This window comes from Hymenobacter swuensis DY53 (assembly GCF_000576555.1).
GTDB lineage: Bacteria > Bacteroidota > Bacteroidia > Cytophagales > Hymenobacteraceae > Hymenobacter > Hymenobacter swuensis.
The window spans coordinates 3,327,711-3,348,856 of record NZ_CP007145.1 but is presented as its reverse complement, the minus strand read 5'-3'; the positions used below and the strand labels follow the sequence as shown (position 1 = coordinate 3,348,856).

Below are 21,146 nucleotides of genomic sequence, written 5' to 3'. Positions count from 1 at the left end.
GTCAGACGATTCACACCAGCAAACTCAAAAAATCCTGCTTCCCGTTTAAATACTCGTACGAAAATCCCTCGGCTACCATGCGCTGCTGGATTTCGGCAATATCGTGGGGGCGCTGCACTTCCAGGCCGACGAAAACGGGGCCTTTTTCCTTGTTATTCTTCTTGATGTATTGAAACTGGATGATGTCATCATCCTCGCGCAGTACGTGGTTCACGAAGCGGCGCAGGGCCCCGGGCTTCTGGTTGAAGGTGACCAGGAAATAGTGCTTGCGGCCCTGGTGGCGCAACGCCCGCTCCTTGATGTCCTCCATGCGGGTGATGTCGTTGTTGGAGCCGCTGAGGATGCACACCACCGTTTTGCCCCGGATCTGGCCGGCGTACTGGTGCAGCACCGAGAGACTGAGTGTGCCGGCTGGCTCCAGCACAATGCCTTCCTCGTTGTACATGCGCAACAGGTCCTCGCACACCTGGCCCTCGGGCACCAGCGCCACCTCATCCAGCAGCTCCCGACAGATGGCAAACGTCAGCTCGCCGGGGCACTTCACCGCCGCCCCATCCACGAAGCTCTCGATGTGCTCCAGCGGCTGGCGCTGCCCCGTCTGGATGGCGCGGTGCATGGAGGGCGCGCCCAACGGCTGCACACCCACCAGCCGGGTGGCGGGACTGAGCTGCCGGAACACGCTGCTCACGCCCGCCGCCAGCCCGCCGCCCCCGATGGGCATGAACACGAAATCAATGGGCGCGGGCGCGTCGCGGAGGATTTCCAGACCCACGGTGGCCTGCCCGGCCATCACGGCCGCATCATCGAACGGGTGCACGTACACGCCCTGGCGCTGCTGGCAAAACTCCTGCGCCTCCCTCGACGAATCATCAAACGTGGCCCCGGTCAGCACGATTTCCACCTGGTCGCGCCCGAACAGGCGCACTTTGTCCACCTTCTGGGCGGGGGTGGCGGCGGGCATGAAGATGTAGCCGCGCCGGCCCAGCAGCTGGCAGGCGTAGGCCACGCCCTGGGCGTGGTTGCCGGCCGAGGCGCACACCACCGGCCGGGTGGCCTCATCGGCCGGCAGCCCCGCCATCTTGTTGTACGCCCCCCGAATCTTGTAGGAGCGCACCACCTGCAGATCTTCCCGCTTCAGATAAATAGTAGCCCCGTAGGCCGCCGAAAGCCCCAAATTGTGCTGCAGCAGCGTGGGACTGATGACGCCCTGCAGCGTGCGGGCCGCCTGCTCCACCAGGGGCAGCGGCAGGGCGGGGGTGAGGGTGGCGGGTTGGGGAGGATGCATCTGGAAAATGAAAAACACCTGTCATCCTGAGCAGAGCGAAGGACCTTACCACGCTGGAACGAGTCGTTGTTACGATTACCGTTTTCACGTGATAAGGTCCTTCGCAAGCTCAGGATGACAGAAGAAATATGACAGCCGGTTGCGTTCTAATTACCGTCGGCCGTGAGGGCGTAGGCTTCTTCCTGTTCTACTTTTTCGGCGGCGCGGGAGCGTAGCTCGCGCACGGTGGCGCCGGTCTGCCACAGCTCCGAGTTGCGTACTTCCGTCAGCTCGGCTTCCAGTTCCTGGCGGTAGCCGGGCGTGGAGCCGCGCTGGATGGTGCGGGCCGCTTCCTGGCCCGAGGCCACGCTGTCGTACAGCTCGTTGAGCACGGGCAGGGTAGCTTCGCGGAAGCGGCCCTTCCAGTCGAGGGCGCCGCGCTGGGCCGTGACGGAGCAGTTGCTGAACATCCAGTCCATGCCGTTTTCGCCCACCAGCGGCACTAGGCTCTGGGTGAGTTCCTCCACGGTTTCGTTGAAGGCCTCGGAGGGCGAGTGGCCGCGCTGGCGCAGCACCTGGTACTGGGCCTCGATGATGCCGGCCAGCGCGCCCATCAGTACGCCCCGCTCGCCGGTGAGGTCGGAGTACACTTCCTTGCGGAAATCGGTTTCGAACAGGTAGCCCGAGCCCACCCCGATGCCCAGCGCCACGGCCTTCTCGTAGGCGTGGCCGGTGGCATCCTGGTACACGGCAAACGACGAGTTCAATCCGCCGCCAGCCACAAACAGCCGGCGCAGACTGGTGCCGCTGCCTTTGGGCGCTACCAGCACCACGTCCACATCGGCGGGCGGGATGATGCCCGTTTGGTCGTTGAAGGTGATGCCGAAGCCGTGGGAGAAGTACAGGGTTTTGCCGGCCGTGAGGTGGGGTTTGAGAGTGGGCCACACGGCAATCTGGCCGGCATCCGACAATAGGTTGGCCAGGATGGTGCCCCGCTCGGCCGCTTCTTCCAGGCCGAACAGCGTTTCGCCGGCCACCCAGCCATCGGCCTCGGCCTTGCGCCACGAAGCCGAATCGGGCCGCTGCCCCACAATCACGCGGAAGCCGTTGTCGCGTAGGTTCAGGGCCTGGCCGGGACCCTGCACGCCGTAGCCCAGAACGGCAATCGTCTCGCTTTGCAGAATGGTGCGGGCCTTTTCCAGCGGGAATTCCTCGCGGGTTACAACGTGTTCTTCTACGCCGCCAAAGTTGATGGTTGCCATGATGGAGTTGGGTTTATGGTTGGTAGTTGTTTGTTGCTGGTTGTTAAAAAGCACGTCATTCCGAGCGTAGCCGGAGGCGAAGTCGAGGAATCTCGCGTGCTGACTCTGGAATGCTATTCCAGCAAAGCAGTATCGATACTTCGACAGGCTCAGTATGACGATTAGCCTCGGGCGTCAGCACGCGAGATTCCTCGCGCTGCTCGGAATGACGTTCTGGTGGGGTCACATCGAAAACACCTTGTCGCGGCGGTCGAGGAACTCGTTTTCGCTTACTTCCTCGCCGGGCTGCTGGCGCTCGAACTCGCGCAGCTTGTGGTGGAAGCCTTGGCTGGTTTTGATGATGGCAATGCGGGCCGAGCGCACAAACTCGATGAGGCCGTAGGGGTGCAGCACGGCCAGCAACTTGTCGGTTTCTTCGCGGTGACCCGTGGTTTCAAACACCGTGTAATCCTTGCGGATGAGTACCACCCGGGCCCCGTGCTCGCGCAGCAGCCGCTCTACCAGCGCCCGCTCGGCAATGACGTCGGTGGGCACTTTGTAGAGGGCCATTTCCTGCCAGATGACTTCCTCGTTGGGGTTGAAGTACACCTTCAGCACCTCTACCTGCTTTTCCATCTGGCGGGCAATCTTGCGCACCACCTCCTCCGACTCGTGCACCACAATGTTGAAGCGGTGAATCCCCTCAATCTCCGAAGGTGAGGTGTTCAGGCTCTCGATGTTGATTTTGCGCCGCGAGAAGATGATGGCCAGCCGGTTGAGCAGTCCCACCTGGTTCTCGGTGTACGCCGTGATGTTGTATTCTTGCTTGGACATGAGGCGATGAAACATGAGAGGTGAGACGGGTAGCACGCACGTCATTGCAAGCGGAGCGAAGCAATCCTTCCTTTTCAAGGGCAAAAGCTCCGACCTAGTCCAAAACTTTTTATTGATAGCTTCGGTCAGGGTTTGTCTTGGTTCGAGGTGAGGCGCTGTGAGAAGGAAGGATTGCTTCGTCGTGCCTCCTCGCAATGACACGTTACTTCAACCGGATTTCGCCCACGCCGCAGCCCTGGGGTACCATCGGGAAGATGTTGTTTTCGCGGGTCACGCGCACTTCCAGCAGGAAGGAGCCGGGGTGCGACAGCAACTGGCGGAGGGCGGGTTGCAGATCGGGGCGGTGCTCCACGCGGCGGGCGGCAATACCGTAGCCGTTGGCTACCGTCACGTAGTCGGGGCTAGCAATTTCTACGGCGGAGTAGCGCCGCTCGTGGAAGAGCTCCTGCCACTGCCGCACCATGCCCAGAAACTGGTTGTTGAGCAGCAGAATCTTTACCTCGATGCCGGTTTGCATGATGGTGCCCAGCTCCTGAATCGTCATCTGAATACCCCCGTCGCCGATGACGGCCACCACCGTGCGATGCGGTGCGCCATACTTGGCCCCGATGGCGGCCGGCAGCGCAAAGCCCATGGTGCCCAGGCCGCCGCTGGTAATGCTCAGGCGCGGGTGGTTGAGGCGGGCGTACCGGCAGGCTACCATCTGGTGTTGGCCCACATCCGTCACGATAATGGCCTCGCCCTGGGTCAGCTGGTTGAGCTGGTGAATCACCTCGCCCATGGTCAGCTCGTCCTGGGTCGGGAATAGCTCGTCCTGAATCACGGCGGCTACTTCCTCGGCGTCATGGTCGCGGAAGCGTTGGCGCCATGCCGGGTGCTGGCGGGCGGCTACCAGCTGCGTGAGTAGGGGCAGGGTTTCTTTGCAGTCGCCCCACACCGGTACGGTGGCCGTTACGTTCTTGTCGATTTCGGTGGGGTCGATGTCGAGGTGGATGATCTGGGCCTGGCGGGCGTATTTGTCGAGGCGGCCTGTTACCCTGTCGTCGAAGCGCATGCCGATGGCAATGAGCACGTCGCACTCGTTGGTCAGGACGTTGGGGCCATAGTTGCCATGCATGCCCAGCATGCCCACGTTCAGCGGGTGGCCTGTGGGCAGGGCCCCGGCTCCCAGAATCGTCCAAGCCGCCGGAATGCCGCTTTTTTCGATGAACTCCCGGAACTCAGCTTCCGCGCTACCCAGCAGCACGCCTTGGCCCCAGAGCACCAACGGGCGCTGGGCCTGGTTGATTAGCTCGGCGGCGCGCTGCACGTACTCGGGGCGCACCACGGGCCGGGGCCGGTAGCTGCGGATGTGGGTGCAGGGCTCGTAGCCGGCGTGCTCGAAAAGCTGCAGCTGGGCGTTTTTGGTGATGTCCAGCAGCACCGGGCCGGGCCGGCCGCTGCGGGCAATGTAGAAGGCCTTGGCCAGCGCGGCCGGAATGTCCCGGGCGTCCGTTATCTGGTGGTTCCACTTGGTAACAGGCGTGGTGATGTTCAGAATGTCGGTTTCCTGGAAGGCGTCAGTACCCAGCAGATGCGCAAACACCTGCCCCGTGATGCACACCAGCGGCGTGGAGTCAATCTGGGCATCGGCCAGACCGGTTACCAGGTTGGTGGCACCGGGGCCGCTGGTGGCAAACACCACGCCCACCCGCCCCGAAGCCCGGGCGTAGCCCTGGGCGGCGTGAATCCCGCCCTGCTCGTGGCGCACGAGCACGTGGTTCAGCTGCTCCTGAAAATCGTACAGGGCATCATAAATGGGGATGATGGCCCCGCCGGGGTAGCCGAAAATCGTATCCACGCCCTCGGCCACCAGGCCCTGCAACAGGGCCACGGCACCGGATACCTGCGGGACGGCCAGGGCCTCAGGCGAGGCTGGCGCGGATTGAAGCTGCGGGTTCGGGAACATGGCGGTGGTCGGCTAAGTCGGTGATGCAGCCGTGGCTGGCGTCGCTCACGGTGCGGATGTATTTCAGCAGCACGCCCTGGCTGACCGGGGGCGCGGGCTGCTGCCACTGCTGGCGGCGCAGGGCCAGCTGTTCGTCGCTCAGGGCCACGTCGATGGTGTTGGCGGCGGCGTCCAGCGTAATCCAGTCGTCGTTTTCCACCAGGGCCAGCGGGCCGCCGTCGTAAGCCTCGGGGCTCACGTGTCCGATAACGAAGCCGTGGGTACCGCCCGAAAATCGGCCGTCGGTTAGCAGGGCCACTTTGTCGCCCAGCCCAGCCCCGATGATGGCCGACGTGGGTTTGAGCATCTCGGGCATGCCCGGCCCACCCTTGGGCCCCACGTACCGAATGACGACCACGTGGCCCGGCTGAATCAGGCCCTGCACAATGCCCTCGTTCAGCTCTTCCTCTGAGTCGAACACGATGGCCGGGCCGGCGAAGCGGGTGCCTTCCTTGCCGGTAATCTTAGCCACTGCGCCCCGGGGGGCCAGGTTGCCGTACAAAATCTGAATGTGGCCGTCGGGCTTGATGGGGTTGCTGGCGGGGCGCAGAATGTCCTGCTCGGGACCTAGCGGGGCCACGTCGGCCAGGTTTTCGGCCAAAGTGCGGCCCGTTACGGTCAGCAGGTCGCCGTGGAGCAGGCCGGCGTTGAGCAGGGTTTTGAGCACGGCCGGCACCCCGCCCCGGGCCGAAAGGTCTTCCATCAGGTACTTGCCGCTGGGCTTGAGGTCGGCCAGCACCGGCGTCCGGTCGCTCACGGCCTGGAAGTCTTCGAGCGTGAGCTGCACGCCGGCGGCGTGGGCAATGGCTATGAGGTGCAGCACGGCGTTGGTGGAGCCGCCCAGCACGGTAGTCACCACCATGGCGTTTTCGAAGGCCTCGCGCACCAGAATGTCGCGGGGTTTGAGGTCCAGCTCCAGCAGGCGGCGCAGGTACGCGCCGGTGCTGCGGCATTCCTGCTGCTTCTCGGCGCTTTCGGCCGGGGCCGACGAGGAGTAGGGCACGCTCAGACCCAGCGTTTCGATGGCGGCGGCCAGGGTGTTGGCCGTGTACATGCCCCCGCAGGCTCCCGGGCCCGGACAGGCGTTGCGGATGATGCCGCGGTAATCCTCGTCCGAAATTTGCCCCTGCAATTTCTGCCCATACGCCTCAAAGCACGACACAATGTTGAGCTGCTGCCCCTTGAACGTGCCGCCCCGGATGGTGCCGCCGTACACCATCAGGCTGGGGCGGTTGAGGCGGGCCATTGCAATGAGGGCCCCAGGCATGTTTTTGTCGCAGCCCACCACGCAGGCCAGGGCGTCGTAGTTGTGGGCCCCGGCCATGGCCTCAATGGAATCGGCAATGATTTCCCGGGACACCAGCGAGTAGCGCATGCCCGGTGTGCCGTTGGTGATGCCGTCCGAAATGCCGATGGTATTGAAGCGCAGCCCCACCAAATCCTGCTCCTGCACGCCCTGCTTCACCGCGTCGGCCAGCTGATTGAGGTGCATGTTGCAGGTGTTGCCCTCGAAGCCCGTGGAGCAGATGCCCACGAACGGCTTGCGCAAATCGGCCTCCGCAATACCGGAGCCAATCAGCATGGCCTGCGAGGCCGGCAGACTGTCATCCTGGGTGTAAATGCGGCTGTATTTGTTGAGGGCCATGATGGTAGGGGGTAGTGCCTGGTGCTTAGTGCGTAGTATGCAGGCAGAAAAAAAGAACGTCATGCTGAGCCCCGCGAAGCATCTCTACCGCTTCGTCCAGGCGGGTCGTCTCACCTCCCGGCCCCCTCTCCAGGGGGAGAGAGGGAGCCTGCCGATTGGCAGAGGAGGCCGCCGGGGTTAGTGGTTGTAGAGACGCGACACTTCGCGTCTCGTCGTTGCTGAGGTTGTTGCGTTGGAGGTTGACTTACTGTGCAGCCGTTGTTGTTCTGACGCCGAGACGCGAAGTGTCGCGTCTCTACAGCGCCACGCCTACCGACTGCCCCGTCACCAGTGCGTGATAATGCCGGGCCAGCATGCCACCAATGGTTTGCTGGAAGGGGCGCTCGAACACCACATCATCCACCGAGGCAATGCCGATAACCTCGGCGGCGGTGCCCGTCATGAAGGCGGCCTCGGCGGTGCGCAACTCCTCGGGGCCGAAAAACCGCTCCGTGACGGTGATGCCGGCTTCGCGGGCCAGGTCGATGATGGTGTTGCGGGTGATGCCGCGCAGAATGCTGCCGGCCGGGGGCGTAACCAGCTCACCCTGGCGCTCAAAGAAGAAGTTGGCCCCGGGACCTTCGGCGACGTGGCCGTGCATGTCCAGCAGCAGGGCCTCGTCGTAGCCCCGGCCTTTGGCCTCGGTGCTGGCAATGATGGAATTTACGTAGTGTCCCGCCACTTTAGCCTCGATGGGCACGGCCTTGGGGTTGGGCCGCTCGTACGGCGAGACGGTGAGGCGCAGGCTTTGGTCGCCCAGATACTTGCCCCATTCCCACACGGCTACCAGCACATTGCTGGTGCTGGCCGCCTTTAGGCTCATGTTGGGCGCGCCGGCAAACACCAGCGGCCGGATGTAGGCATCCGTCAGGCCGTTGCGCTCCAGCACCTCGTAGCTGATGCGGGTGAGTTCCTCCACTGAGTACGCCAGCGGCAGCCCGATAGCCCGGCAGGAGTAGTGCAGGCGCTCGAAGTGCTCCTCGGCCTTGAAAATGCGCGGCCCGGCGGGCGTGCTGTAGGCCCGGATACCCTCAAAAACGGCGTAGCCGTAGTGCAACGACTGGGCATACACGCCGCAGGTAGCCTGCGCGGCCGGAACAAATTCGCCATCCAGGAAGGCAACGGTATCAGCGGAATAATACATGAGCAACGAAAACGGGAGTAAGAACGAAGCACCACAAGGCCGGCCGGGCGGGGGGAAGTCAGGACCGGCTGGCGGCCCTGCTCTTGCCCCCCGCGGTCCGCACGGCCGCCTGCCGGAGTTAGCGGAGCAGGAAGGGAAAGGAGGTGCTTGGTATTGGCCGGGCCATGCCTTGGTTTGATTCTATTCGGACCAGAGCGTAGGAACCGTGCACGGCGCCGCCCGCCGGAGCTGCGCTCAGCATGGTGGCGCGCCAGCCGGCTTGCGCGAGGTTGGAAAATAGTGTGGCCCAGAAGGTGGAGAATTGCGCTGACATGGCATCTTTACGGCTGAATGATGTCTGCAAGTACCGGCCTGCGTCAAGGGCACTCAAACTTTCTTCCGGCTTTCTTACTATTTCTAAAAAATGATTTTACGTGCATAATAGACTGGTAATAAGTTAATTGAATTTTGACTGCGTACAATGCCCAACGAAAGCACCGACTCGGTTTTCCAGCTGATTAAGTCTCTGACCCGCACCGAAAAGCGGCACTTCCGCCTGTTTGCCAACCGCCAGGGCTCTACCGAAGGCCTGAAGTTTCTGCAGTTGTTCGATGCCCTCGACGGGCAGGAGCGCTATGATGAGGAGCGGATGCTGGCTCAGGTGCCGGCCATCAAAAAAGTGCAAGTAGCCAACCTCAAGGCGAATCTGTACCGGCAGCTACTCTCCAGTCTGCGCATGTACCACGCCGGCCACAACCTCGATATTCAGCTGCACGAGCAGCTGGATTTCGCCCGGGTGCTCTACAACCGGGGCCTCTACCAACACAGCCTGCGCATGCTGGAAAAAGTGAAAGCCGTGGCGTTGCAGGCCGAAATGCGCCACATTGTGCTGCTAGCCCTGGAGTTTGAGAAGCTAATTGAGGGCCAGTACATCACGCGCAGCATCCGGGGGCGGGCCCGGCAGTTATCCGACGAGGCTACTGATACTGTGGCGCACGTGGGCCGGGAGCATGAGCTGTCGAACCTGGCACTACGCATGTACGGGCGCTACCTCAAAATCGGGCACACCCGCAACCAGCAGGATTACGAGAAGATAACGGCGTATTTCCGTCAGGACCTGCCGCCGCTGGACCCGCGTCAGGCCAGCTTTTTCGAGCAGCTATACTATTATCAGGCCCACGTCTGGTACTACACCATCACCCAGAATTTCCGGCTCTGCTTCCGCTACGCGCAAAAGTGGGTGGACCTGTTCGAGGACAACGACCTGATGCGCGAGCAGCAGCCCATGCTCTACATCAAGGGGCTGCATAACCTGTTGGTGACTACGTACAATATGCTCTATCACAGCCGCTTTGAGCGGGTGCTGGGGCAGCTGGAAATCTATGCTGCCGACCCCGACCGGCGCACTAATCCGAATATTGAGGCGCTGCTGTTCCTCTACATCTATACCAACCGCCTCAACGGCTATTTCCTGCGCGGGCAGTTCACGGAAGGCCTGCGCATCGTGCCCGAGTTGTTGGAAAACCTGGAGCGGTTCCGGCTACAGCTGGACTCGCACCGCCGCCTGGTGTTCTACTACAAGATTGCCAGCCTGTACTTCGGCAGCGGCAAGCCGGAGCAGGCCATCGAGTACCTGGAAAAGATTATTCACTTCAAGGAAGCCAGTCTGCGTGAGGATATTCAGTGCTTTGCCCGCATCCTGAACCTGATTGCCCACTACGAAGCCGGCCGCGACGAAGCCCTGGAGTACCAGATCCGCTCCGTGTACCGCTTTCTGGGCAAGATGAACGACCAGCAGCAGATGCAGGAGGCCATCTTCAAATTCCTGCGCAACCTCGGCGGCATAGCCCCTTTTCAACTCAAGGACGCCTTCATCAAACTGAAAAACCAGCTGATCCGGATTGCCGAGAACCCCTACGAGCGTCGCCCATTCATCTACCTCGACATCATTTCCTGGCTGGAAAGCAAAATAGAAAACGTGCCCGTGCAGGAAATCATCCGCCGCAAATTCCGCGGGTTGAAGTAAGGCAGCACTAAGTCATTGCTTCGCTCCGCTCGCAATGACGCTTTTTACCTCACCACTTCACCACCGGCACCCCGCGCATGGCCTGGATGAACAGGGCGGCAACGGCACCTACGTACACGGCGGTACCCAGCCAGGTAAGCAGGCCGGCGTGGCGCGGCTGCCAGTAGCTGAGCGCCCAGCCCAGCAGCGGCAGCGCCTGTAGGGCGTGCATGCCCAGGAAATGGGCCAGGCGCAGGTCGCCGGCGCGAGTGCTCCAGCCTAGGCCGGGCAGGCCGGGGCCGCCGTCGGGGGCGCCCACGGTGTGCTGGCCCAGCCGGATCATGACGCCGCCCAGCACCGAGCCCACTAGAAACACCAGCAGCCCCAGCCGCACACCCCACACGTAGCCCGCCGGGCCGTGGGGCTGGTAGTGCCACACCAGGTAAACGGCCCAGATGGTGGCCAGGGTATTGACTAGAATGAACACGCCCATCAGCCCGAACACCAGGCCATCGAAGGCGGTGGCACCGTTGTAGTGCGAGGTGGTGCCCCGGGCCGCCTGCAGGAAGATGCAGGCCATTTCCACCACCATACTCAGGGCAGCGGCCCCGCTGACGAGGCGTACGGCCCCGTTGGCTGGGGCTGGCAAATCGGCCAGGAGCCAAGCCAGCGTCCAAAGGTAGAGCAGGCCGGAAAGGGCAAATTTGGCCGGCTTCACCCAGACGGGCAGGCCAGTAACGAGGCGGTGGTCGAAGGTGAGCAGCACCAGGGCCAGCAGCAGCAGCGCTACGTGCAGCCAGCCAGCCCAGGCCAGCACGGGGTTGGCGCGGTGCAGCACGCGCAGCCAAGTAGAAACGGGCATCAACGCCGCCAGCGCGGCCGTGGGCAGAGGTAGGGTAGCCGACATGACAAGGAAACGTTAAGATGGAAGAACCGGAGCAGCAACTTTTTCCTCGCGGCCGTAAAAGCGCCGCACCAGGGCGTAGAGCAGCAGCCCCACCGGCCCGAACAGAAACGTGAGCAGCAGGCAGGGGACTAGTAGCAGGTGGGGCACCCCGCGCCGCCGCGCATCCCGGCTTTCCCAAATCCCCAAGCACAGATCAAAGCACAGGTAATGTACCCAGCCCGCTAGCAGCGCCCAGGGGTTGTGGAACAGCGCGGCCACATCGGTGAGGGTACTGAAGCCGCCTTCCCGGGCGTGCGGCCCCAGATAATGGCTGCCGATGAGCAACGAGTAGCAGCCAGCCAGCACAAGCGGCAGTGCCCCGTTCAGTACCAGCCGCTGGGTGAGGCGCCAGCGCGGGGCCAGCCCCAGCAGCGCCCAGCCCAGCAAGGCTATCGGGTTGGCCAGGGAAAACAGAAAGTCAGGGGTCAGCGACATAGGTAGCAGGTTGGTTTGGTGTCGTAAACATGCACGAAAGCCCGTACTATACCTGCGCAAACCCGGGTGAAGCGGTCGGCTGGTAAGCTGAAGCGGCAAGCCGGTGGGGCGAAACGACAACCACTGCGGCGTCCGGCCGTACCTTTGGGCCGTGGAAGCTGCTTGTTTACGAAACGTACTGGTTGGATTTGGGCTGTTGCTGGCCCCAGCAGTAGCCCTGGCCGGCCCACTGCCGGCCGGAACCGATGACACCACCTTCGTGCGCCAGTCGCACCGGCGGGCCGTGTTTCAGTTCGACCAGCGCTTCTCCATTCTCAATGGCAAAGTGGTGGGCATCAACGGGGTGAAAGGTGGCATTGAGTGGCGCGGCCGGTGGCGGGCCGGCCTGGGTGTGTACCGCCTCTCGGGCGGCGTACCCACCCGCGTGCCCCAACCAATAGGTACGCCCGCCGGCACCCGCGACGAGGTGCGCTTCCGCTACCTGGCCGGCTACGGCGAGTACGTGTTCATCGGGAACCCGCGCTGGGAGCTGAGTTTGCCGCTGCAGGTCGGCATCGGGAATTATTACACCAAATATACCTTTCCCGATGGCGGCGTGCGGCGCACCAATAATCGTATTCTGTACCTAGTAGAGCCTTCTATTGCGGCGCACTACCGCATTTTTCGGTGGGTAGGCATTGGGGCGGGCACGGGCTACCGGCAGGTGTTTGCCTCCGGCGAGCTACCCGAAGACCAAATCAGCGGCTACATCTTCTTCGGCCGCGTCAAGCTCTTTCTCGGCGACTTCATCAAAGTAGTACGCGGCCACGAGCGGCTGTTTTCCCAGAAAGGGTTGGAGCGCAAATAAGCCAACGCCCTGCCTGTCGTCCTTCGCCGCCGCGATGCGCGGAATGCTCAAGACGACAGGCAGGGCGTTGGCTTTTTACTTTCTCCGTTGACTTTCAAAAAAGCTACCGGGGGCTGGCTACGCCTTTGGCTGACAGGGGCCGGCGCAGCACGTAGCGGCGCACGTACTCGTTGGGCTCGCCCTTGGAGTAGTTGATGGGCTGCTCCAGAATCTGCACGATTTCCCAACCCCGACTGCCCATGTAATTGATGGCGCTGATAGTAGTGGCAAATACCTGAATCTTGCCGGCCTCGCGCACTACCTGCTCCGAGCCGCCCAGCTTCTCGTAGCCATAGCCGAAGTCAACGTAAATATCGCCCGACTTCTCTTTTTCGGGCTTGCCCACGTTTACGAAGCCGGTACGCATCAGCTCACAGAACTCATAGCGTTCCGGCTCGGGCTGCACCGGGCGCGGGGGTGGGGTCGATTGGGCGCGGGCCTGGGTGGCGCCGCCCACCAGCGTGGCAGCCAGCAGCAACGTGGAGAAGATCTGTTTCATGATGGTGAGTGGTTGGGGACGAAAAGTGCGCAAAAAAAGCGGGTTGCAAGCCCCATTGAGAGCTTACAACCCGCCGACTTAGTTGAAGTTGGGCAGCAGGCGGTATTTGCGGCCGTAATCCAGCATCTGCTGGGAGAAATCAGTCGGGTATTCCACCTTCACGTCCGTGATTTTACCGTCCTTGACCACGGGCACCAAGCGGGGCTGAATGAAGCCGGCGTAGGGTGCAATATTGAGCTTCTGGTAACGTGCCAGCACCTCTTTGTGCAGGGCGGGGTCCACTTTCACGCCGTAGGTTTCGATGAGGGCCTTGCCGGCGGCGTAGTCGCCCTCACTGGTGATGCGCTGCAGCTCCCGTAGCAGCTGCCCAAACAGGCCGCGCAGCTTCTCGTAGTCGTTTACCCGGAAGTAGGTGTTGCCCTCGCGCGTGACGCGTCCAATCACCTTGTCTTTCTGGCCCTTCTCAAAGGCCCATTTGGCCACCATCTGGCGGTTGCGCATGTGGGCTTCCTCTACGGTTTCGCCCAGCTTGAGGCGCACCAGCTGGGTTAGCAAGCCGTTACGGATGTAATTGTCGTACTCGGCCCGGGCTACCTCGCCGCCGGCCGGCAGCACGCCCAGCTGGCTCAGCTTGGCATCGGGCAGGTAGTAGAGAGCCACCAGGTCGGCGCGGGCTTCTTCCAGGGCCGAGGCGTAGCTTTTCAGCGTTTCCTTGGGTGTGCCCACGCCCTTGTTGAGCTGGCCCGAAGCGTGCCCGATTACCTCGTGCATATCGGTGTGGAGCTTGCCGGCCAACGCGGCATACTGGCGGGCGCGCTGCTTTTCGGCCTCATCGAAAGCAAACTCATCCAGCATTCCGCCGGCGTCGGCGGCACTGTAGGCATCCACAATGTTACCCAGGTTCACCGACTTCGAGCCGTGCTCCTTCCGGATCCAGCTGGCGTTGGGCAGGTTGATACCGATGGGCGTATTGGGGGCTGCGTCGCCGGCTTCCACCACGGTGGTAATCACCTTGGCCGTAATACCAATGACGTTCTTCTTCTTGTGCTCGGGCTTGATGGGAGAGTTGTCCTCAAACCACTGGGCCTCGTCGCCGATGGCCTTGATGCGCTTGGTAGCTTCCACATCCTTGAAAGATACCACCGACTCGTAGCTGGCGCGGTAGCCCAGCGGGTCGCCGTACACCTCAATAAAGCCGTTTACCACGTCGGTGAGGCTTTGCGTGTCGTGCACCCAGGCCACGTTGTACTCGTCCCATTTGCGCAGGTCGCCGGAGTGGTAAAACTGCACCAGCTTCTGCAGGGCCAGCTTCTGCTCGGGCGTTTCGGCCACGGTAATGGCCTTTTCCAGCCAGAATACCACCTGGGTGAGGGCCTTGTCGTACATGCCCTCGGTCATCCACTTGCGCTCCTGCACGCGGCCCTGGCGGTCCTTCACCAGCTTGGAGTTCAGGCCGTAGGATACCGGCTGCGGGTCTTTGGGGTTGATTTTCTTCTTGTAGAACGCCTCCACCTCGGCTTGGGTCAGGCCCTCATAGAAGTTGCTGGCGGAGGTTTTCACCAGGTCCTTGCCGGCCTCCTGGTTTACCCGCTTGGGCGCCACGTTCGGGTCGAACAGAATGGGCGTCATGGCCGCCAAAAACTTCGTCACCGATTCGCCCGGCTCCAGCGGCAGCAGTTTGGAGTCGGTGGCGAAAATCAGCTCCTTGAAGTAGGCCGGTGTGCACTCGGGCACAAACTTGCGGGTGCTGTAGTGGTGGTGGATGCCGTTGCTGAACCACACGCGCTTGGCGTAAGTGGCAAACTTGGTGGCCTGGTCGATCTGCTGCTGGCTGGTGCTGGCGGTGCGGCGCTCCTCGTTGGCCTTCCACACGGCTTCCAGCGTGCGGCGCACCCGTAAGTTGTGCTTGTAGTTCTGGTCGTAAATGATGTCGCGCCCGCTCAGGGCCGCCTCGTAGAGGTAATACAGCAGCTCCTTCTGCTGGGGCTCCAGCGCCTCGAAGCCCGGCACCTGGTAGCGCAGAATCCGCAGGTCGGCAAACTGTTCGGTAACTACCTGAAACGGTGGGGCCGCCGGGGTAGCGGGGGCAGCCAGTGCGGCGGCAGGGGTAGCCGGTTGCGGCTCGGCCTCGACGGGGGCGGCGCTAACGGCGGTAGGAGCGGGGGGAGAGGTAGTGCGGGTAGTGCTGGCGCAGCCGCCGCCCAATTGGGAAACAACCAATAGGGCCGCCGCTGATAAACGTGTACGATTCATGAAAGCAGAACAAGGGGGAGAACTTGCACAAATCAACGGATAATTTCACATATCAAAGGGGAAGTGGTGAGTTTGTGAAGTGGTGAAATGGTGAAGTTGTGAGGTTGTGTCATCCTGAGCGGAGCGAAGGATCTTACTACGCGTGAACAAGTCGTTTGCACGCTAATCGTTCAGGCGTGGTAAGGTCCTTCGCTCCGCTCAGGATGACACAACCTCACCACTTTACAACCTCACCATTCACCCATTCACTTTCCGCAGCGTAGCGGGGCGGTCGAGTTTGCCGGAGGCGGTGGTGCGGAACTCGGGCACGAAGACCAGGGCGCGGGGCACTTCGTACTTGCCCAGGCGCTGGCTGAGCAGGGTTTGCAGGTGTTCCTGCTGGGCGGCCGTCAGCTTGGGGCCTTCCAGGAAAGCCGTGACCTGCTCGCCTAGGCGCTTGTCGGGGCGGCCCGCCACGAAGGCACGCCGGCTTAGGTCTAGCTCGGTAAGGGCTACTTCCAGCACCTGCTCCACCTTTTCGGCCTGCACCTTCACGCCGCCTGTGTTTATCACGAAATCCACCCGGCCCAGCCACTCGAAGCTGCGGCCGTCCTCGGATAGCGCAATCTGGTCGTTGGTAGTGATGAGCTGGTTTTCGGTGACGTCGGCGCGCACCGTGAGGCAGCCGCGCGCGTCCTGCGCCACCGTAATGCCCGGCAGCACCTGGTACGTGGGCTGCACCGCCGGGCCGTTGAGGCGGCGCAGGGCAATGTGGGAGGCTGTTTCTGTCATGCCATACGTCACGTACACCGGTACGCGCAACTGCTGAATCTCCTTTTCCAGACTGCGTTCCACAGCCGCGCCGCCCACCAGAATGCCCTTCAGGCGGTTCAGACGCGCGGCGTGGCCAGCGGCCAGCACCGCCCGCAGCTGCAGGGGCACGAAGGAGGTAAAATCGAACTCGGCCGCGGCGGGCACTAGGGCCAGCGGGTCGGCGTGGGGCTCCACAATGGTCAGGTGCATACGCCGTTCCAGGCCGCGCACCAGCATCATCAGCCCGCCCACAAACTCACAGTTCAGACACACCAGCATCCGGTCGCCAGGACCCAGGTCGAAGTAGTCTCCGGTGCGGCGGGCAGAGGCTTCCAGTTGCCGCCGCTTCAGCTGAATCAGTTGGGGCTGGCCCGTGGAGCCGGAGGTACGCAGGCCGAATTCCTGGGCCCCGTTCAACCACTGACGCACGAAATCCAGCACCCGGGCTTCGTAGCCGTTCAGGTCCTGGGGGGTGCGGGCGGGGTACTGCTGAATATCAGCGTAGCGAAACTCACGGCCGTTGAGCAACAGGGAATCGGGCAGAAGCAGGTCAGCGGAAGCAGCAGCGTCGGACATAAGGAAAGCGGAAAAGGGCAACGATTTGACAGCAAGAACCGCAACTGCCTACGAATCTCCCGGCAGCCGGGCCGGAAAAATATGCTCAGCCTTGACATTGAGGGGATTAAAACGGTAACTTCTCAGAGTATACCAACTCCCTCCGGTCATGAACGCCTTCGTCCCCAGCCCATTTGCCGGCTTCAAAACCTGCGTTTTTCGCCGCTACCTCACGTTTCGACAGCAGGTGGTATCCTCCCCCGCCCCCGAGGCCCTGGAAGCCGCCCGTCGTGCCCGCAAGCAGCGCAAGAAACTGGCCAAGGACGAGCGGCTGCGAAATTTCTTCGGGTGGTGCGCCGGCTGCGAGGCCTATGGGTCGATATTTTAAAACGGCCGGAGCCGGATAGTTGACAGGCTAACCGGAAGCAGCAGCGCGCGGGCACTAGGCTACTATCGGGGCGGGTAATCATGCCAAGCCACATACCGCCACGGGCTATCCGGCGACTTTACTAAATACGTAACTATTTCTGCTAGGTCGCCGTGCGACTCACTCTCGGGTGACCACATCAGGCGGCCGGCCAGAAAGCTGGCGGCAAAGCTTTCCCACGAATCGAAGTCGCGCAAAGCTAGGTGGGTGGCGGCGTCAATGAATGGCCAGGCCTGCTCCCAGGAGATATAGCCGTAATCGTAGGACCAGCGGGCCACGCATACTGAGCGCACATGGTCCCAGGCGGCAATGTTCTGCACGGCCCCTACGGCCGGCAGCGGATGCGCCTCGAACACTCGGTGCCAGTGCAGCGAATTCTGCTTCAATAATTTCTGGTACTTCTGGCGGTGGCCTTCCTGCTTCAGCCAGTTGAGAATACCAAGGGCCTGCTCTGTATCAGCAATTCCCCACCATTCTACCATAGATTCTTTGCGCTGAGTCAGCTCTGCGGGCTTGAGTTGGGCCAGGAGAGAAATAGGTACATCGGACCAGAAGAACAGTGGTAGCCCGCCAGCCATTCCGCGAATTTCTACCGGGTTCAAAACCCGTGTCGGAGCCCTAAGATCGTAGAACTCTAAGTCACGGGCCCCATAAATGCGGAGGTTCGTTTTTTCGAGAGCAACTGCCCGGCGACGAGTCGGGGTCAGGTTAAGGAGAAAATCGATAACGCGCTTCATACAATGATGGGGGTAAGTAGGGGTAGCATAGAAACTCCGCCGTGCTGGCTCCGCGCATCGGCGCTACACGCAGCAGCGGTAATACTACGAAAACAAAAAGACCGGCCTACGGAGGCCGGTCTGCGCGGATAGCTAGGCGGGATGCGGAAAAGCTGCGGGGCTATTTGACTGCCGCAGGCTCAGGGAGGAGCCGAAAATACGAGGCCACAAATCGGTTGTTCACAACTTGGCCTTGTACCTCAGCCTTCCGAATAGCTTGGCAAAAACCGTCCTTGGCGTGGGCGTCGCCGTGGGCGTCGATGGTGGTGCCATCCACAAAGTAGGCTTTGCCGTCGAAGCGCACGGCTAGGTCGCAGCTCTTACCAGGCAGGCCTAGGCGGCATTGGCCGCAGGAGGCTTCTACCGTTTGCACAGGTTTAGCCGGATCGGGAGCGGCCTGAACCACGGCGGCTGGCCCGGCCGATTGCGCCCGGGCAGGGGAGAAAGCAAGCAAGGCGAGCAACAGCAGCAACGATTTCATAGGACAGCGGAAGTAAGGAGCTGAATCGGGCCACAAGGTAAGGCTAAACCAGCAACCCACTTCACGAAAAATGGCCCGCCCCAAAGCCAGGGCGAGCCATTTTTATTGCCAGAATGAAACTGTACCGTTACGGAAACTTGGGGTACTTCGAGAAATCGGGCTGGCGCTTTTCCATATAGGCGTTGCGGCCTTCCTTGGCTTCTTCCGAGAGGTAGTACAGCAGCGTAGCGTTGCCGGCCAGCTCCTGAATGCCGGCCTGCCCATCCAGCTCAGCATTGAAGCTGGATTTGAGCATGCGCAGGGCCAGGGGGCTTTTCTGGAGGATTTTGTGGCACCAGGCCACGGTGGTTTCCTCCAGCTTATCCAGCGGCACTACTTTGTTTACAAGGCCCATATCGAGAGCTTCCTGCGCATCGTACTGGTCACAGAGGAACCAGATTTCGCGGGCCTTCTTCTGACCCACCACGCGGGCGAGGTAGGAGGCACCGAAGCCACCATCAAACGAACCCACATTCGGGCCGGTCTGGCCGAAACGGGCGTTATCGGCGGCAATGCTCAAGTCGCAGACGACGTGCAGCACGTGGCCGCCCCCAATGGCCCAACCAGCCACCATGGCTACCACCGGCTTGGGGATGGAGCGGATGATTTTCTGGAGTTCCAATACGTTCAGGCGGGGCACAGTGTCCTCGCCCACGTAGCCGCCGTGGCCACGTACGCTCTGGTCGCCGCCCGAGCAGAAGGCCCTGCCGCCCTCGCCCGTGAGGATGATGACGCCGATATCGGTGCGGTCCTGGCAGATGCGCATGGCCTCAATCATCTCCTGCACCGTGAGCGGCGTGAAGGCGTTATGCACCTGCGGGCGGTTGATGCTGATTTTGGCGATACCTCCGTGCTGGGTGAAGAGGATTTCGCGGAACTCCTTAATCGGAGTCCAGGTAAGTTGTTCGGCCATAAAAGGGGCAGTTACCTTAGTTAAAGTTAAGTAGAGAAAGACGTGCGAACCGCCGCGCGGTATCGTTCAAAGAAGTCGGCGTTGGTAGGGCTGTCGGTGGTGATTTCCAGCAGCGCCGCGCCGGTTTCGGCTGCAAAGAAAACCGGTAGCGCCGACTCTAGTTCAGCAAAAGTAGAAACCGGGAAGTAGTGCAGCCCAAAATCCCGGGCCGTATTCTCGGCGCGTAGCGGCTGGCTCGTTTCGAAAAGCTCCTCCAGTTCCGGCTGCTGGCGCGGCCCGTCAATCAGCCGGAAAATGCCGCCGGCGTGGTTGTTGAGCAGTACCACGCGCAGGTTGGGAGTAGGGTAATTGTGCCAGAAGGCGTTGCGGTCATAGAAAAACGCCACGTCGCCGGTAAGCAGCACGACCGGCCGTTGCGGCCGGGCCAAGGCCGCGCCCACCGCTGTGCTGGTGCAGCCATCAATACCGCTGGTGCCCCGGTTGGCAAACACCTCCACTTGCTGGCCCGGCGGCACCCCAAGAATGTTGGCGTAGCGCACAGCCATGCTGTTGGCCAAGTGCAGGGCCGTGCCATCGGGCAGGTGCTGCAACGCCCGGTGGATGGCCGTAAACTCGTTGAACGGCTGCGTGGGCTGGTGCATGAACTCCTGCAGGAAGCCGGCGGCCCAGTTTTCGGCGGCCAGCCAAGGCTTGAGGTAAGCCGCTTTGGCCGAGGCTTCGGTGTCGGTGAGCTGGGTCGCAGTGCCAGGCCACAGCAGCCGGGTAGGGCCGGGCGCTACGCGGGTGGCATCCGTTCGGGCAATAATCACCGGCTCAAAGGGCTCGAATCCCTGCGGCTCCACGCGCGTGGTGGGGCCAACTGGAATCGAACGAGTTGTCTGCTTCTGCTGAGCCGTTTCGAGTGACGATAAACTGGCTTCCCCAAACGCCGCAAAGAAATCAGCCGGCTCCATCCGCACTATTTTGGTCAGCGACTGAAATGTATCGGCCACGGTGCCGGCGGCCTGAATGTGCCAGTGCTGGGCGGGTTTGGTGGTGCGCAGGTACAGCTTGAGGGCCTTGGAAATCAGCGACTGACCGAAGGTGATGAGCAGCTCCGGCTTCAGTGCTTCCTTCAGGCCCGGTTCCGGCACGGCCATAAATACATCCTGGCGGCCTAGGGGACGCAGGCGCTGGTCGTAGCTGGCCGCGGCGGGTAGGTGCAGGTTCGCAATTAAGTCACCCACCACGGGTACCTGGTAGGCGGCGGCAAACTGGTGCAACGCCAGCAGCAATTCGGCATCGGCGGGGTGCTGACCGGCCACTACCAGGACGCGGCTGGTGCTCCGAATAGCCTCGTGCAGTTCTTGAAGTGTGGTGATGGATAATTGGGGGCGGCCGGGCAGTTCACGCGTCACTTTCACCGGGACAAACTGCAGCTCTTCGCCTTGTTTGGGGTAGAACGGCTCCCGCAGCGGCACATTTACCTGCACCGGCCCGGCCGGGCTGGTCTGCGCCAGATTAATGGCCTCATTCACGAGCCGCGCCGCGTGCCACTGCGCATCCGAGTGCGAGGTGTCAGCCGGAAATTCGAAGGTGCCTTTGGCATGGGCACCGTAGAGGTTATGCTGCCGGATGGTCTGGCCATCAAGCTGGTCAATCCACTCCGGCGGTCGGTCGGCCGTGAAGATGACGAGCGGAATCTGCTGAAAATACGCCTCCGCCACGGCCGGCGCGTAGTTCAGGCCCGCCGTGCCGGAGGTGCACACCAGGGCCACGGCCCGCCGCTGGGCCTGCGCCAGCCCCAGCCCGATAAAGGCCGCTGCCCGCTCGTCGGGCACGGTCCGCACCCTTATTTTGGGGTGTCGCGCAAAGGCAATGGTCAGCGGCGCGCACCGGCTGCCCGGCGAAAGCACCACGTCAGTAATACCCAGCTGGGCGCAGATTTCGGGAATGTTGTGAACAGCTTGGAGAGAGGACATCGGCCAGAAAAGTAGCACGAAGCCTTTGCTTCGCGCAGCGTAATG

The 21,146-nt window shown here is 62.0% G+C and carries 18 protein-coding genes; 3 read left to right on the top strand and 15 right to left on the bottom strand.

The window, feature by feature from the left end; all coding sequences use genetic code 11:
- Positions 1-10: 10 nt before the first annotated feature.
- From ilvA to HSW_RS15575, 6 genes are all read right to left on the bottom strand, one after another.
- Positions 11-1,285, bottom strand: a complete 1,275-nt coding sequence (ilvA, locus tag HSW_RS15600) for a threonine ammonia-lyase IlvA (RefSeq protein ID WP_052346511.1) — start codon at positions 1,283-1,285, stop codon at positions 11-13.
- A gap of 146 nt (positions 1,286-1,431) precedes the next feature.
- Positions 1,432-2,526: a ketol-acid reductoisomerase gene (ilvC, locus tag HSW_RS15595; RefSeq protein ID WP_052346839.1), complete on the bottom strand. Its 1,095-nt coding sequence runs from the start codon at positions 2,524-2,526 to the stop codon at positions 1,432-1,434.
- Positions 2,527-2,748: 222 nt separating this feature from the next.
- Positions 2,749-3,339, bottom strand: a complete 591-nt coding sequence (gene ilvN, locus HSW_RS15590; protein ID WP_231501302.1) for an acetolactate synthase small subunit — start codon at positions 3,337-3,339, stop codon at positions 2,749-2,751.
- 202 nt (positions 3,340-3,541) lie between these two features.
- On the bottom strand, positions 3,542-5,287 hold the full coding sequence (gene ilvB / locus HSW_RS15585) for a biosynthetic-type acetolactate synthase large subunit (protein WP_044002671.1): 1,746 nt from the start codon (positions 5,285-5,287) through the stop codon (positions 3,542-3,544).
- Positions 5,244-6,971, bottom strand: coding sequence for a dihydroxy-acid dehydratase (ilvD, locus tag HSW_RS15580; RefSeq protein ID WP_052346837.1), 1,728 nt, complete (start codon positions 6,969-6,971; stop codon positions 5,244-5,246). Before ilvD ends, ilvB begins: the two co-directional genes overlap by 44 nt.
- Before the next feature lie 295 nt (positions 6,972-7,266).
- Positions 7,267-8,154: a branched-chain amino acid transaminase gene (locus HSW_RS15575; protein ID WP_044002670.1), complete on the bottom strand. Its 888-nt coding sequence runs from the start codon at positions 8,152-8,154 to the stop codon at positions 7,267-7,269.
- A gap of 460 nt (positions 8,155-8,614) precedes the next feature.
- Here HSW_RS15575 and HSW_RS15570 point away from each other — a divergent pair, with 460 nt between their 5' ends.
- Entirely contained in the window at positions 8,615-10,159 is a 1,545-nt protein-coding gene (locus HSW_RS15570) for a hypothetical protein (protein WP_044002669.1), read from the top strand.
- Positions 10,160-10,208: 49 nt separating this feature from the next.
- Here the strand turns inward: HSW_RS15570 and HSW_RS15565 are convergent, their stop codons facing one another.
- Positions 10,209-11,045, bottom strand: coding sequence for a hypothetical protein (locus tag HSW_RS15565; protein ID WP_044002668.1), 837 nt, complete (start codon positions 11,043-11,045; stop codon positions 10,209-10,211).
- Positions 11,046-11,057: 12 nt separating this feature from the next.
- Entirely contained in the window at positions 11,058-11,519 is a 462-nt protein-coding gene (locus HSW_RS15560) for an ABA4-like family protein (RefSeq protein WP_052346510.1), read from the bottom strand.
- 151 nt (positions 11,520-11,670) lie between these two features.
- Between HSW_RS15560 and HSW_RS15555 the strand changes: the two genes are divergently transcribed.
- Positions 11,671-12,366, top strand: coding sequence for a hypothetical protein (locus tag HSW_RS15555; RefSeq protein WP_155833003.1), 696 nt, complete (start codon positions 11,671-11,673; stop codon positions 12,364-12,366).
- Between the two features lie 103 nt (positions 12,367-12,469).
- Here the strand turns inward: HSW_RS15555 and HSW_RS15550 are convergent, their stop codons facing one another.
- From HSW_RS15550 to HSW_RS15540, 3 genes are all read right to left on the bottom strand, one after another.
- On the bottom strand, positions 12,470-12,904 hold the full coding sequence (locus HSW_RS15550; RefSeq protein WP_044002666.1) for a hypothetical protein: 435 nt from the start codon (positions 12,902-12,904) through the stop codon (positions 12,470-12,472).
- Positions 12,905-12,982: 78 nt separating this feature from the next.
- Entirely contained in the window at positions 12,983-15,157 is a 2,175-nt protein-coding gene (locus HSW_RS15545; RefSeq protein WP_081768441.1) for a dipeptidyl-peptidase 3 family protein, read from the bottom strand.
- Positions 15,158-15,394: 237 nt separating this feature from the next.
- Positions 15,395-16,525 (bottom strand): AMP-binding protein, encoded by a 1,131-nt coding sequence (locus HSW_RS15540; protein WP_052346509.1) that lies wholly within the window; start codon positions 16,523-16,525, stop codon positions 15,395-15,397.
- 148 nt (positions 16,526-16,673) lie between these two features.
- Between HSW_RS15540 and HSW_RS15535 the strand changes: the two genes are divergently transcribed.
- Positions 16,674-16,892, top strand: coding sequence for a hypothetical protein (locus HSW_RS15535; protein WP_044002665.1), 219 nt, complete (start codon positions 16,674-16,676; stop codon positions 16,890-16,892).
- 62 nt (positions 16,893-16,954) lie between these two features.
- On the opposite strand, the gene HSW_RS15530 is transcribed toward HSW_RS15535, so the two are convergent.
- The 4 genes from HSW_RS15530 to menD form a co-directional block, all read right to left on the bottom strand.
- Complete coding sequence (locus tag HSW_RS15530) at positions 16,955-17,509, bottom strand: DUF1266 domain-containing protein (protein WP_197031888.1); 555 nt, start codon at positions 17,507-17,509, stop codon at positions 16,955-16,957.
- Positions 17,510-17,828: 319 nt separating this feature from the next.
- On the bottom strand, positions 17,829-18,188 hold the full coding sequence (locus HSW_RS15525) for a DUF6370 family protein (RefSeq protein ID WP_044002663.1): 360 nt from the start codon (positions 18,186-18,188) through the stop codon (positions 17,829-17,831).
- Between the two features lie 127 nt (positions 18,189-18,315).
- The gene (gene menB, locus HSW_RS15520) at positions 18,316-19,140 is read right to left on the bottom strand and encodes a 1,4-dihydroxy-2-naphthoyl-CoA synthase (protein WP_044002662.1); all 825 of its coding nucleotides are present in this window, start codon (positions 19,138-19,140) and stop codon (positions 18,316-18,318) included.
- A 26-nt stretch (positions 19,141-19,166) separates the two neighbouring features.
- A complete protein-coding gene (gene menD / locus HSW_RS15515; protein WP_044002661.1) occupies positions 19,167-21,101 on the bottom strand; it encodes a 2-succinyl-5-enolpyruvyl-6-hydroxy-3-cyclohexene-1-carboxylic-acid synthase in 1,935 nt (644 codons plus the stop codon).
- Positions 21,102-21,146: the final 45 nt, after the last annotated feature.